We start from the raw sequence: 12,885 nt of genomic DNA, 5'->3' as shown, positions 1-12,885 counted from the left end.
GCCTTTAGATGGCCAGCTTCATACTCTCTATGGGTCCAAATGCCTGTATGTGTGTATCCCGACAGTTCAAAAAGCAGGGGTTTAAAGTAGGGTTTTTGAATGATGGTGTTATTAGGAACAATCGTAAATACATTAGCTATTATATTAGGTTCTATTTTAGGACATCTATTGAAAAGGATTCCGGAAAAGATAAAGCAAACAGTGACTCAAGGAATGGCTCTGATCATTATCTTGCTGGGCATACAAATGGGTCTAAAGACCCAAAATTCTATGTATGTAATAGGGAGTATAGTGCTTGGCGGCCTCATTGGCGAATGGCTTGATTTAGAAAGACTGTTAAACCGTTTCGGGTATTTCCTTGAACAAAAAGTCGGGACAAGTAAAGATGGAAATATTGCAAAGGCCTTTGTCACTAGTACGCTAGTTTTTGTAGTTGGAGCGATGTCAATTGTAGGTGCCTTAAACAGCGGATTAAGGGGCGATCATAGTCTCTTGTTCACTAAAGCCGTTTTGGATGGATTCTTGGCACTGATTTTTGCAACAACGTTAGGAATAGGCGTCATTTTTTCATCGATTTCCGTATTTATATATGAAGGACTTATTGCTGTATTTGCAACTTACATAGCAAAAGCTATTCCCGATCCATTAATGGGTCGTTTTATTGACGAAATCACAGCAACCGGCGGGATACTTATTATAGCTATTGGTTTAAATCTTCTAAATATCACTAAAGTAAAAACTGCCAATTTCTTACCAAGTATTATTATTTGTGCATTGATTGTAATTTCTGTTTATTACTGGCACCTCTCTTAACGGCACCCATGTATGATGTATATATGGGTGTCTTTTAATTTTAGCTGGGTGTTCTTTTATCTTCATGTTTTTTAATCGGTAAGTGTCCTTTAAAATGAACGCTTTTAGTGTATTTATTGATGTGCCTGGAGATAGCAAGATGAAGGCATTCGGAAATAACCTTTGCCATATTCATAACAAGACTTAATCTAGTATTTTGCAAAACGAAATACTCCATATAACCGCTAACATTTACTATTCCTGTAATATGCATATCTCCTACGGGTGAGAGTTTTTTGTTGACCCCTGCACCGGGCAATACAGGGCCTTCGCCAATTGAAATTGTCCCAATATTATTGTATTTGCCTAGACAGGCATCAATAGCAATAATAAATGGTTTGCGGTAAGCATGATTAATTTCCTTCAGTTTTTCGTCCAAATTGATGGCGTGAATCGGCTGTTCTAACGTGCCATACACAGGATATTGATGCTCATTTAATTCGATTAATTTTGTGCCGATAAGAGGCCCCAATGAATCGCCTGTGGAACGGTCTGTTCCGATACAAACAACGACAATAGTCAGATCATCGCTATCAGGCAAAAGAGATTCGATATTTTTTATGAGTTTAACGTGTGAAGGAAAATCATTATAATGAATTTTGTTATCAGATTTTTTTAATGCGGCAAGCTTTTGTTTTAGATTCATAGGTTTCTCCCCTTAGTCATAATATTTATATTATACGGAATTCCTTGGTTTTCTATACATGCGAAATTGCAAATGCTGGAGAGAGACTCGGCTGTCTTTAGTCATATGATTGAATGTTTCCGATTATACCGATTGGCGGTTTACCGCAGTTATAATTCTATACCCGATTTATTTTTTTAAATCTGTATAAGCTTCTTGGTGTTTTTATGACCTGCATCAAAAGCCGGTTTGCCAACGTTTTAAATAATGTAAGAAATAACTTATAGAATGCGCTTAAAAATATAACAATGGAATTGATTATTTCTAGCAATTTGTTTTATAATACATTTTATAATGAAAAAACTTTAGCAGGCAGGAAGGCGTAAGGAACTTTATATTAATCGGCCCTTATCGCCAATACCAATGACTTAACGCATCCAAAAAAAGCAGCGATAACGATGCAGTGATGACGGAAAAGAGTATCTAAAGTAAACTTGTTTTTAAGCGACTAGGGATGGTGGAAGCCTAGACAAGACTTTAGAGAAGGGCGTTCTTGAACTGCGCCAATAAAAAGAGGGTACACTTTTGTGTATCAATTAGGGTGGAACCGCGTGAGCAAAAGCTCTCGTCCCTAGGCTGAGCGCCTTGGGGCGGGAGCTTATTTTATACTTTTGAGTTTCGTTTCTTTTGGCAAAAAGTATAGAAGGGCGCTCCTGCGCGGAGAAAACACTCAGGGAAGGTGCTCAAAGCAGTAAAAAGGGTTTATTCAAGCCGGCGCTTCACTCGCTTTTACTGTAAAGCGTCGGCGGCAAGACAATTTTTTCTAAATGATTAGGAGTGATTTTAATGTCAGTGACAATGGATCAAATTGTAAACCTTGCAAAACAAAGAGGTTTTATCTTTCCAGGTTCTGAGATTTACGGCGGTTTAGCTAATACGTGGGATTACGGACCGCTGGGTGTTGAATTGAAAAATAATGTAAAAAAAGCTTGGTGGAAAAAGTTTGTCCAAGAATCTCCATATAATGTCGGATTAGACTCGGCTATTTTAATGAATCCTAAAACATGGGAAGCATCCGGTCACCTTACTAACTTCAATGATCCTATGATTGATTGTAAGCAATGCAAAAGCCGCCACCGTGCCGATAAACTCATTGAAAGCCAGTTGGACGGCAAGCTCGATCAACCTGTTGACGGCCTGCCTTTTGAAAAGATGGAAGAACTGATTGAAGAGCATCATATTAATTGCCCTGATTGCGGCGCTCATGATTTTACATCAATCCGCCAATTTAATCTGATGTTTAAAACATATCAAGGTGTTACCGAAACGAGTACGGATGAAATTTATATGCGCCCTGAAACAGCGCAAGGCATTTTTGTCAATTTCAAAAATGTACAAAGAACGATGAGGAAAAAGCTTCCTTTCGGTATCGCACAAATCGGCAAATCATTCCGCAATGAAATTACACCAGGCAACTTTACGTTTAGAACAAGGGAATTTGAACAAATGGAATTAGAGTTTTTCTGCAAACCTGGCGAAGAAATGGAATGGTTTAATTATTGGAAAGCCTATTGTAGAAGTTGGCTGCTTTCTCTTGGTATGAAAGAAGATATGTTAAGGTTAAGAGACCATTCTGAAGAAGAATTGTCGCATTATAGCAATGCAACGACAGACTTTGAGTATAAATTCCCATTTGGTTGGGGAGAGTTGTGGGGAATCGCTTCAAGAACCGACTTTGACTTAAAACGCCACATGGAAGTTTCCGGCGAAGATATGAATTACATTGATCAGCAAACAAATGAACGTTATATCCCTTATTGTATTGAACCGGCATTAGGGGCAGACCGCGTTACACTAGCGTTCTTAATCGATGCTTTTGAACAGGAAGAAATCGGCGAAAATGACAGCCGCAATGTTCTTCATTTACATCCGGTACTTGCACCATACAAAGCGGCTATTCTTCCGTTATCTAAAAAGTTAAAAGACGAAGCACAGCATGTCTTTGAAGACCTTTCAAAAGATTACATGGTCGATTATGATGAAACGGGTTCAATCGGCAAGAGATACCGCAGACAAGATGAAATAGGCACACCTTTCTGCATCACTTACGATTTTGATTCAAAAGAAGACGGCCAAGTAACAGTTCGCGAAAGAGACACAATGGAGCAAATCCGCATGCCGATTAGTGAACTCAAATCCTTCTTGGATAGTAAAATTAAATTTTAATGCAGCCTATTTTTGAACACGTATATTATTGGGGTGAGCTTATATGAGTCAAAAAGAGATTTCGTTTGATTTAAATGACATTGTTGAAATGAAAAAGCCGCACCCGTGTGGAACAAACAGATGGAAGATTATTCGAATGGGTGCTGATATTAGAATTAAATGTCAAGGCTGTGGCCACAGTGTTCTCATTCCAAGAAGTCAATTCAAGAAAAAATTAAAAAGGGTCATTGAAGACGAGCAGTAATTGAAGGTTCTTCACTAAATGGGCTGTGGACTTCTTGGAATATGATAGAAGTCGAAATTTCCCGGGAAATAGCGAACCGCCAAGATATTTCTCAAAAAGAGGGTGATCAGCCCTCTTTTTTGTTCTGTAAATACCCGGCTAAGTTGTAACTTGTTTTTTATTCATTCTATCCATATAATTGGGTTGGACTGTTATTCGCGATGATATAAAGGAGTGTTGACCATGGCGTTAACAACGGGCATCGTTGGTTTGCCTAATGTAGGTAAATCAACTTTATTTAATGCTATTACTCAAGCTGGTGCGGAGTCAGCAAACTATCCATTCTGTACAATAGATCCAAACGTCGGCATCGTCAATGTACCTGACAGCCGCCTGGATAAGCTGACAGAGATGTATCAGCCCAAGCAAACCATTCCAACAACATTTGAATTCACAGATATTGCCGGATTAGTTAAAGGCGCCAGCAAAGGTGAGGGGCTGGGAAACCAATTTTTAGCCAATATTCGTCAGGTTGATGCCATTTCACATGTTGTTAGATGTTTTGAAGATAAAAATATTACCCATGTTTCTGGTAAAGTTGATCCTATTGATGATATCGAAACCATTAATCTAGAATTAATTTTAGCTGATTTAGAATCTGTTAATAAGAGAATAGATCGTGTTGAAAAGTTAGCCAAACAAAAAGATAAAGAAGCTGTTGTTGAGTTTTCTGCACTCTCGAAATTAAAGGAAGCGTTCGAAAATGAACAAACAGCCCGCAGTGTTGAATTAACAGAAGACGAGCTGCATGCCGTTAAACATTTAAATCTGTTAACTCAAAAACCTGTATTGTATGTAGCCAACGTATCAGAAGAAGATGTTCTTTCATCAGAAGACAACCAGTTTGTTAAACAAGTAAAAGCATTTGCTGAGAAGGACGGTTCAGAAGTCGTTGTTATTTCAGCGAAAATTGAATCAGAAATTGCCGAATTAGACGGCGAAGAAAAAAAGGCTTTTTTAGAAGAACTCGGCATTGAACGCTCCGGACTTGATCAGCTGATAGAAAAAGCTTATCACCTTCTAGGACTTGCAACTTATTTTACAGCCGGCGAAAAAGAAGTACGAGCTTGGACTTTCCGCCAAGGCATGAAAGCGCCGGAAGCAGCAGGCATTATTCATACAGATTTTGAACGGGGATTTATTCGTGCTGAAGTCGTTTCTTATGAAGATTTGGTTGCTGCCGGCTCGCTTGCTGGTGCTAAGGAAAAAGGGAAGTTAAGGCTCGAAGGAAAAGATTACGTTGTCCAAGATGGAGATATTATCCACTTTAGATTTAATGTATAATTTGCGGTCTAAACTTGTAGAACCATTTGGGATTTGCTATAATATTTATCTGTGAGTAAGATGACTTGCTCTCTGCTCCATATCGGAGCCGTTTAGACCAAAGGGAGGTGACTAACGTGCGTAAATACGAAATCATGTACATTCTTCGTCCAGATCTTGATGAAGAAGGCGAGAAAGCAGTAAAAGAAAAGCTAGCCGGAATCTTAACTGACAACGGTGCTGAAATCAATAAAGTAGAGGAAATGGGCAAGCGCCGCCTTGCTTATGAAATCAACGATTACAACAATGGCGTTTATACTGTCCTTTATGTTACTGCTGGAGCTGAAGCTATTAACGAATTTGATCGTCTTGTGAAAATCAATGACGATGTTCTGCGTTTCATGGTTATTAAAGATGAGCGCGAATAATTTTTATTTAATGGGGAGAGGTTCTGATGATTAATCGAGTGGTATTGGTTGGCCGGTTGACGAAGGACCCTGAGCTTAGATATACGCCGAATGGTGTTGCCGTAGCTAATTTCACCATTGCTGTCAATCGTCCTTTTACAAATCAACAGGGCGAGCGCGATGCTGATTTTATTCAAGTTGTCGTGTGGCGCAGACAAGCTGAAAATGCAGCCAATTACTTGAGCAAAGGAAGTTTAGCGGGTGTGGACGGCCGCTTGCAAACGAGAAGTTATGAAAATAATGACGGCCGTCGGGTATACGTTACAGAAGTTGTCGCTGACAGTGTGCAATTTTTGGAGCCAAAGGGTGCTAGTTCTAAAAACAATAACTTCGGAAATGACTTTCAACCAATGCCTCCAAAAGAAAACAATAATCAAAATCAGGACTATAAAAACCCGTTTGATGATGATCCATTTGCGAACGATGGTAAACCAATCGATATATCAGATGATGATTTACCATTTTAATAAGTTGATTTTGAACGGAAAAAAACAATAAAGGAGGAATGGAAAGATGGCACGTCGCGGACGCGGTAAACGTCGTAAAGTTTGTTACTTTACAGTGAATAACATCACTTATATTGACTATAAAGACGTTGACCTTTTGAAACGATTCATTTCAGAGCGCGGTAAAATTTTGCCACGCCGTGTAACGGGTACAAGCGCTAAGTACCAACGTCAATTGACTCGTGCAATCAAGCGCGCTCGTCAAATGGCACTCTTGCCTTACACAACTGAGTAAGGTATTCAAAAACACAGCGGTATTGTTACTGCTGTGTTTTTTATTTACCTCTTTTTATGAGCTAAGAGGCGAGTTAACAGTCCTATCTATTTGCTCGATTTTCTGGATACCATGGGTTCAAATGAATTAATACTTCTTCGACATCTTGATTTTTTTCCATGATTGTATTTTTAATTTTCTTTGTAACATCATGGCCTTCTTGGATGGTCATATTCCCGGGTACGCTAATTCTGACATCTACTAAAATATAATTGCCGTGTTCTCTGGCTCTGAGCCGGTCAATGCGTTTAACTTCTGAAAATGACAAAATAATGTCGCTGAATTCATCTTGTTTCTCTTGGGATACATTGCTTTCCATAAGTACATTAACCGACTCTACACCCATGTTAAAGGCAACTTTTAAAATGAGTATAGAGACAATGATGCCGGCAATCGGATCGCCATATGACGCTAATGAAATATTGAACATGTCGCCGATCCAAGCGATGCCGAGCCCGATAACCGCAGCAAGCGAAGCATAGACATCGGCAAGATGATCATAAGCTGTAGCTATCAGGCTTTTGCTTTTATCTCTTTTGCCGATTTTGATTGTATAAATATATAAGATATACTTCCAAACGAGCGAAACAAAAGCAGCAATCAGAGCCCAAAGGCTTATAATAATAGCTGGTTCAAACAAGGCCAATACCGATTCGTATATAAGAAATAAAGCAGCAATGCCTAAAATGATCGCTATGATCCCTGAGGCAATGTCTTCGGCTTTGCCATGGCCGTACGGATGTTCTTTATCCGCCGGCTGATGAGAGAGCTTCATGGAACTGAGAGTTGCAATAGAGGCGATCACGTCACCGCCGTTATGTACACCGTCAGCAATAAGTGCTGTACTGTGAAAAATGGCTCCGACAACGATTTTCAAAACGGTTAATATAAAGTTGCTGATAAGACTAATCCAAGCGGCGAGCAGTTTGGATTGTTGCGAAAGCATGATTGATTCACCTCATTTAATTTTCCTTAAGGCAAAAATAAAACCGACCTTGTATTTATGGTCGGCATTTTCTTTATAATATATGTTATGTAAAGGGATTTTAAATACAGGCATCACGCCACCAACTTTAAAGGATATTTTTCTGGATGAACATTTTTCCAGATGCCGTTCATACGTCTAGTATAAAGAAATGCTGCGAAAACTGCAACTGCCGGAATTTAGGAGCTGAATAAAATACAATGTCTTTCCATTTGTTTTAGATTTTTGTATAGTAGATGATAAAGCGTATTTTTTTAACGTTGAAGAAAAGGCTTGATCCTAATAAACTTAATAAAGTGAAACATATCCATTATTTCAGTAATGGCATCACAGACATTAGAGGTGGCTTAAATGAAACAAACAAGGGTCCTGGTCGAAGGATCATTGTCTACAGCAATTTTTGTATGTATCCTATTGATAACATTTTATATTCCATTTATGGGTATTATTACGTTTTGGTTTTTGCCGCTGCCGCTGATTTATTATACAGCGAAAAACAGCCTGAAGCCCGGCATTATGGTATTAATTATATCTTTGCTTATATCCCTTATGCTTGCCGGGGTTTTGCCGACTCTTTCTGCTTTATATTTCTTGTTGTCTGGGTTGGTTATGGGATATTTATTGCATTCCAAAAAATCCGCATTGGCGATATTGGTGGGCGGAAGCTTAACGAATATCATTTTTCTCGTTTTACTTTACGGGTTTGTCACTCAGGCTCTTCATATAGACGTCATGGGAATAATGAAAGATACAATTGAAAATTCCCTTAATGCAGCGCAAAAACTAAGCGGTTCTTTTCAGCAAGATGCGAAAAAAGAAATAGATATTTTACGGCAAGGCGTGAATATGATGGTTTATACAATACCGACTACCATCGTTACATTCGGGGTATTTCATGCTTTAATCACGGAATTAGTAAGCACGCCTATTCTCAGAAGGCTGCGCGTCGATTTTCCAAAGTGGCCGCCGTTCAGAGAATGCCGTTTTCCAAGAAGTCTTATTTGGTATTACCTAGCCGCCTTAATTATTGAGCTCTTTGGGCATGTCGATACAAATCAATGGTTATTTACAGTTGTCATTAATGTTTATGCAATCCTGGAAATTGTCATGATTATTCAAGGATTTGCCTTCATTTTTTACTTTTGCTATGTAAAAAATATCCCCGCGGCTGTACCAATTATTGTAGTCATATTCAGCATTTTGTCTGGGCCAATCTTACTTTATATTATTCGTGTATTAGGTATAATTGATTTAGGGTTTGATTTAAGAGCGCGGCTGAAAAAAAGATAAATGCTCATAAAACAGTAGGAGCTGACAGTATGCCGAATCAACTTAAACATCGTTGGCGTAAAGATCAGCTAATAGTCCTTGGCATATTATGTGTTATATATATCGCATTTACAGCCATTTTTAATTGGATGATGGGTTTAATAGGGATTATTTTATTAGCTGTTATTTTCTATTGGGTTCTTCGCAACGATGCCGTTTATAAGAAAGATTTAGAAGCTTATATTAGCACATTGTCTCATCGTATAAAAAAAGTCGGCGATGAGGCATTATTACACATGCCGATTGGAATCATCCTGTATGATAACGATCATAACATTGAGTGGATGAATCCTTATATGATTTCTTTAACCGGCGGTGATTCTTTTCTGGCTCATTCCTTGAATTTGATTTCTGAAGCCCTTATTCCGATTATAAAAGGAGATTCTGAGGAAGAAATCGTAAAAATCCAGAAACGGAACTATCTAGTCACGATCAGGCGCGAAGACCGGCTCCTTTATTTCTCTGATGTTACAGAGCTCAAAGATATTGAAGAACGCTATAATAACGAACAATCCGTTTTTGCAATTATATATCTTGATAACTATGATGAAGTGACGCAGGGAATGGAGGACCAAGTCAAAAGCAATATCAATAACGAGCTGACCGGCATGATCAAGGATTGGGGAGCCAATTATGATATTTATTTAAAACGTTTCTCCTCAGACAAATTCTTTGCTGTCTTAAACCAAAAAATATTAAAAGATCTGGAAAAAACAAGGTTCAGCATTTTAGATAATGTCCGTGAATTAAAGACGCAAAGCCATATTCCATTTACATTAAGTATAGGCATCGGTTTAGGCATGCATTCATTGCCGGAACTGGGCCAGCTTGCGCAGTCAGCCTTGGACCTTGCACTAGGACGCGGCGGAGATCAAGTTGTCATTAAAGAGCCGCACGGCAAAGTGAAATTTTACGGCGGAAAGTCTAATCCTATTGAAAAGAGAACTCGGGTGAGGGCGAGAGTCATTTCACATGCTTTATCAGAGTTGGTCCATGAAAGTGACCAAGTGCTTATTATGGGCCACAAACACCCGGATATGGATTCAATCGGCGCTTGTATCGGGATTATGAAGATTGCGGAATCCAATGATAAACAAGCGAGTATTGTCATTGATCCTGAAAATTACGGTTCAGGTGTCATTAAGCTCATTGAAGAGATACGAGAGAGAGAAGAGTTATGGGACAAATTTATTTCGCCTGATGATGCCATTGATCAAGTGACTGCTCGTACGCTTGTTGTTGTTGTTGATACGAGCAAGCCGTCGATGGTGATGGAACCTAAGCTTTTATCCAAAGCTGAACGTATTGTCGTGATTGACCATCACCGCAGGGGCGAAGAATTTATAGATGATCCGGTTCTTGTCTACATGGAGCCTTATGCTTCATCGGCATCGGAATTAATTACTGAACTTCTCGAGTATCAGCCGAAGCATTTAAGCCTCGATCCGATAGAAGCGACGTCGATGCTTGCGGGAATTACCGTCGATACGAAAAGCTTTACATTCAGAACAGGGTCAAGAACGTTTGATGCAGCTTCTTATTTGCGCAGCCACGGGGCTGACACCATCTTGGTTCAAAAATTGCTGCGTGAGGATTTAACTCAATACAAACGACGTGCGAAGCTGATCAAGTCGAGCGAAATATATAAGGACAACATTGCTATTGCCATGGGCAAAGAAGATGAAAAGTTTGATCAAGTGCTTATCGCCCAAGCAGCTGATACCTTATTATCAATGGATGGCATCAGCGCTTCGTTCGTGATTGCCGTTCGGTTAGACGGAAAGATAAGCATCAGCGCTCGTTCCTTGGGAGAAATCAATGTACAATTAATAATGGAGAACCTGGGAGGCGGCGGTCATTTAACAAATGCTGCTACCCAGTTTGAAGATATAAGTTTAGAAGAAGCAAAGGAAAAGCTAAAATCCACTATTAATGAATATATAGAAGGGGGAGAAGAAGAATCATGAAGGTGATTTTTTTAGAGAATGTGAAAGGCAAAGGAAAAGCTGGAGAGGTAAAGGATGTTTCAGAAGGCTATGCACGCAATTTTCTTTTCCCAAAAGGATTAGCTGTCGAAGCTAATAAAGGCAATATGAAACAGCTTGAGATAAAGAAAAAGGGCGAAGCAAAACGTGCGGCAGAAGAACAAAAGCAAGCTGAAGAACTCAAAAATCGCATTGAAAAATTAGACCTTGAATTAAAGGCAAAGTCAGGGGAAGGCGGACGTTTATTCGGGTCTATTACAAGCAAACAAATTGCCGAAGCCTTAAAAGCTCAAAACATTAAAGTGGATAAAAGGAAAATAGAATTGAGTGAACCGATTAGAACATTGGGGTATACTGACGTGCCTGTCAAACTCCATCAAAATGTGACAGCGACTTTAAAGGTTCATGTCACTGAACAATAGTAAGAAGCTCAATAAGCCGGGAAAAAAGCTGGCGGATCCGCGCCAGCTTCCGCCTAACCGAAGGCGGCGTCCATGAACTTCTCGGCTTTTTTGTCTTTTTTTAACTAAAAATCTTGAGAGACATGAGAAGAGAATGATTTAACTTCTATAAGAGGAGATTTATATATGAGTGACTTATTTGCGGACAGAACACCTCCGCATAGCATTGAAGCTGAGCAGGCTGTATTGGGGGCAATATTCTTAGAGCCGCAAGCCATTGTTACGGCTTCTGAAGTGCTCATACCAGAAGATTTTTACCGGGCAGCACATCAAAGCATCTATGCCGTGATGCTAGAATTAGCTGAACGAGGAGAGCCTGTCGATGTTATTACGGTAACCTCCGAACTTCGCAACCAAAAAAGGCTTGAAGAAGTCGGGGGTGTATCTTATTTAAGCGAGTTGGCGGATTCAGCGCCGACAGCCGCAAACATTGAATATTACAGTGAAATCGTTGAAGAAAAATCGTTGCTGAGAAGATTGATTCGTACAGCAACAAGCATTGTTTCTGACGGGTACACACGTGAAGACGAAGTAGATAGTATCTTAGATGATGCGGAAAAAACAATTCTTGAAGTTGCTCAACGAAAAAGAGCAAGCGCCTTCCAATCTATTAAGGATATTTTAATAGATGCTTATGATAATATTGAGATGCTGCAAAATCGCAACGAGGATATTACCGGCGTTCCAACAGGATTTATTGAATTGGACAAGATGACGGCCGGTTTCCAAAAAAATGACCTGATTATTGTTGCGGCGCGTCCGTCGGTCGGTAAAACCGCTTTTGCCTTAAATATTGCACAAAATGTTGCAACAAAGACTGACAATACTGTAGCCATTTTCAGTCTTGAAATGGGTGCGCAGCAGCTTGTGATGCGTATGCTTTGTGCGGAGGGCAACATTGATGCCCAAAGGCTCAGAACGGGCCGTTTGGAAGAAGAGGATTGGCAAAAACTGACGATGGCAATGGGCAGCTTGTCAAATGCCAGCATTTATATTGATGACACCCCTGGTATCCGGGTGAATGATATAAGGGCTAAATGCCGCCGTCTGCAGCAAGAAAAAGGGCTAGGCATGATTTTAATAGACTACTTGCAGCTCATTCAAGGCAACTCACGTTCAGAAAGCCGTCAGCAAGAAGTCTCAGAAATATCACGGACATTAAAGGCTATTGCCCGGGAATTAAATGTCCCAGTCATTGCCCTGTCCCAGTTGTCGCGGGGTGTTGAAGCAAGGCAGGACAAGCGTCCAATGATGTCTGACATACGTGAATCAGGAAGTATTGAACAAGACGCGGATATCGTCGCTTTCTTATATCGTGATGACTATTACGACAAAGAATCCGAGAAACAGAATATTATAGAAATCATTATTGCCAAACAGCGTAACGGTCCAGTCGGCACTGTTGAATTAGCTTTTATTAAAGAATATAACAAATTTGTTAACCTTGATCGGAAACATAGCGAAAGCGATATGCCGCCTGGTGCTTAAATGATCTCCCGCCTATTGTGCGGGGGATTTTATTTTTCAGGAAGAACAATAGAAAAGGCATACTGGGAAGGCCGCAACAAGGCGTAAGTTTGCGCCAATTTTATGTATGTTTTTTGCTCCTTAGATAAATAATGTTAAACA

General features: G+C 39.7%; 13 protein-coding genes. 11 read left to right on the top strand and 2 right to left on the bottom strand.

The window, feature by feature from the left end:
* Window positions 1-102 precede the first annotated feature (102 nt).
* Complete coding sequence (locus JOD45_RS08455; protein WP_205003496.1) at window positions 103-813, top strand: DUF554 domain-containing protein; 711 nt, start codon at window positions 103-105, stop codon at window positions 811-813.
* A 40-nt stretch (window positions 814-853) separates the two neighbouring features.
* On the opposite strand, the gene yyaC is transcribed toward JOD45_RS08455, so the two are convergent.
* Entirely contained in the window at window positions 854-1,498 is a 645-nt protein-coding gene (yyaC, locus tag JOD45_RS08450; RefSeq protein WP_205003455.1) for a spore protease YyaC, read from the bottom strand.
* Between the two features lie 825 nt (window positions 1,499-2,323).
* On the opposite strand from yyaC, the gene JOD45_RS08445 reads away from it, so the two are divergent.
* The 6 genes from JOD45_RS08445 (at window position 2,324) to rpsR (ending at window position 6,457) form a co-directional block, all read left to right on the top strand.
* The gene (locus tag JOD45_RS08445) at window positions 2,324-3,703 is read left to right on the top strand and encodes a glycine--tRNA ligase (protein WP_205003454.1); all 1,380 of its coding nucleotides are present in this window, start codon (window positions 2,324-2,326) and stop codon (window positions 3,701-3,703) included.
* A gap of 43 nt (window positions 3,704-3,746) precedes the next feature.
* Complete coding sequence (locus JOD45_RS08440; RefSeq protein WP_205003453.1) at window positions 3,747-3,947, top strand: DUF951 domain-containing protein; 201 nt, start codon at window positions 3,747-3,749, stop codon at window positions 3,945-3,947.
* Between the two features lie 222 nt (window positions 3,948-4,169).
* Window positions 4,170-5,270: a redox-regulated ATPase YchF gene (gene ychF / locus JOD45_RS08435; protein WP_205003452.1), complete on the top strand. Its 1,101-nt coding sequence runs from the start codon at window positions 4,170-4,172 to the stop codon at window positions 5,268-5,270.
* Between the two features lie 116 nt (window positions 5,271-5,386).
* Window positions 5,387-5,677: a 30S ribosomal protein S6 gene (gene rpsF, locus JOD45_RS08430; RefSeq protein ID WP_205003451.1), complete on the top strand. Its 291-nt coding sequence runs from the start codon at window positions 5,387-5,389 to the stop codon at window positions 5,675-5,677.
* Window positions 5,678-5,703: 26 nt separating this feature from the next.
* Window positions 5,704-6,183, top strand: coding sequence for a single-stranded DNA-binding protein (gene ssb, locus JOD45_RS08425; RefSeq protein WP_205003450.1), 480 nt, complete (start codon window positions 5,704-5,706; stop codon window positions 6,181-6,183).
* Window positions 6,184-6,229: 46 nt separating this feature from the next.
* The gene (rpsR, locus tag JOD45_RS08420) at window positions 6,230-6,457 is read left to right on the top strand and encodes a 30S ribosomal protein S18 (protein ID WP_205003449.1); all 228 of its coding nucleotides are present in this window, start codon (window positions 6,230-6,232) and stop codon (window positions 6,455-6,457) included.
* 82 nt (window positions 6,458-6,539) lie between these two features.
* On the opposite strand, the gene JOD45_RS08415 is transcribed toward rpsR, so the two are convergent.
* Complete coding sequence (locus JOD45_RS08415; protein WP_205003495.1) at window positions 6,540-7,445, bottom strand: cation diffusion facilitator family transporter; 906 nt, start codon at window positions 7,443-7,445, stop codon at window positions 6,540-6,542.
* A 387-nt stretch (window positions 7,446-7,832) separates the two neighbouring features.
* Between JOD45_RS08415 and JOD45_RS08410 the strand changes: the two genes are divergently transcribed.
* From JOD45_RS08410 to dnaB, 4 genes are all read left to right on the top strand, one after another.
* A complete protein-coding gene (locus JOD45_RS08410) occupies window positions 7,833-8,771 on the top strand; it encodes a YybS family protein (protein ID WP_205003448.1) in 939 nt (312 codons plus the stop codon).
* Window positions 8,772-8,800: 29 nt separating this feature from the next.
* Window positions 8,801-10,777, top strand: a complete 1,977-nt coding sequence (locus JOD45_RS08405) for a DHH family phosphoesterase (protein WP_205003447.1) — start codon at window positions 8,801-8,803, stop codon at window positions 10,775-10,777.
* The gene (gene rplI / locus JOD45_RS08400) at window positions 10,774-11,217 is read left to right on the top strand and encodes a 50S ribosomal protein L9 (RefSeq protein WP_205003446.1); all 444 of its coding nucleotides are present in this window, start codon (window positions 10,774-10,776) and stop codon (window positions 11,215-11,217) included. The genes JOD45_RS08405 and rplI overlap by 4 nt, the downstream gene beginning before the upstream one ends.
* 165 nt (window positions 11,218-11,382) lie before the next feature.
* Window positions 11,383-12,744: a replicative DNA helicase gene (gene dnaB, locus JOD45_RS08395; RefSeq protein ID WP_205003445.1), complete on the top strand. Its 1,362-nt coding sequence runs from the start codon at window positions 11,383-11,385 to the stop codon at window positions 12,742-12,744.
* Window positions 12,745-12,885 lie beyond the last annotated feature (141 nt).

Source organism: Scopulibacillus daqui (assembly GCF_016908855.1).
GTDB classification, from domain to species: domain Bacteria; phylum Bacillota; class Bacilli; order Bacillales; family Sporolactobacillaceae; genus Scopulibacillus_A; species Scopulibacillus_A daqui.
Note: the sequence above shows the minus strand (reverse complement) of the source record. Positions and strands in the feature narration are given on the sequence as shown.

Bases quoted from the DNA above. Each gene is read 5' to 3' on its own strand.
- ssb (WP_205003450.1), top strand. From the start codon at position 5,704: ATGATTAATCGAGTGGTATTGGTTGGCCGGTTGACGAAGGACCCTGAG.
- yyaC (WP_205003455.1), bottom strand. From the start codon at position 1,498: ATGAATCTAAAACAAAAGCTTGCCGCATTAAAAAAATCTGATAACAAA.
- dnaB (WP_205003445.1), top strand. From the start codon at position 11,383: ATGAGTGACTTATTTGCGGACAGAACACCTCCGCATAGCATTGAAGCT.
- ychF (WP_205003452.1), top strand. From the start codon at position 4,170: ATGGCGTTAACAACGGGCATCGTTGGTTTGCCTAATGTAGGTAAATCA.
- JOD45_RS08445 (WP_205003454.1), top strand. From the start codon at position 2,324: ATGTCAGTGACAATGGATCAAATTGTAAACCTTGCAAAACAAAGAGGT.
- JOD45_RS08405 (WP_205003447.1), top strand. From the start codon at position 8,801: ATGCCGAATCAACTTAAACATCGTTGGCGTAAAGATCAGCTAATAGTC.
- rplI (WP_205003446.1), top strand. From the start codon at position 10,774: ATGAAGGTGATTTTTTTAGAGAATGTGAAAGGCAAAGGAAAAGCTGGA.
- rpsR (WP_205003449.1), top strand. From the start codon at position 6,230: ATGGCACGTCGCGGACGCGGTAAACGTCGTAAAGTTTGTTACTTTACA.
- JOD45_RS08455 (WP_205003496.1), top strand. From the start codon at position 103: ATGGTGTTATTAGGAACAATCGTAAATACATTAGCTATTATATTAGGT.
- JOD45_RS08410 (WP_205003448.1), top strand. From the start codon at position 7,833: ATGAAACAAACAAGGGTCCTGGTCGAAGGATCATTGTCTACAGCAATT.
- JOD45_RS08440 (WP_205003453.1), top strand. From the start codon at position 3,747: ATGAGTCAAAAAGAGATTTCGTTTGATTTAAATGACATTGTTGAAATG.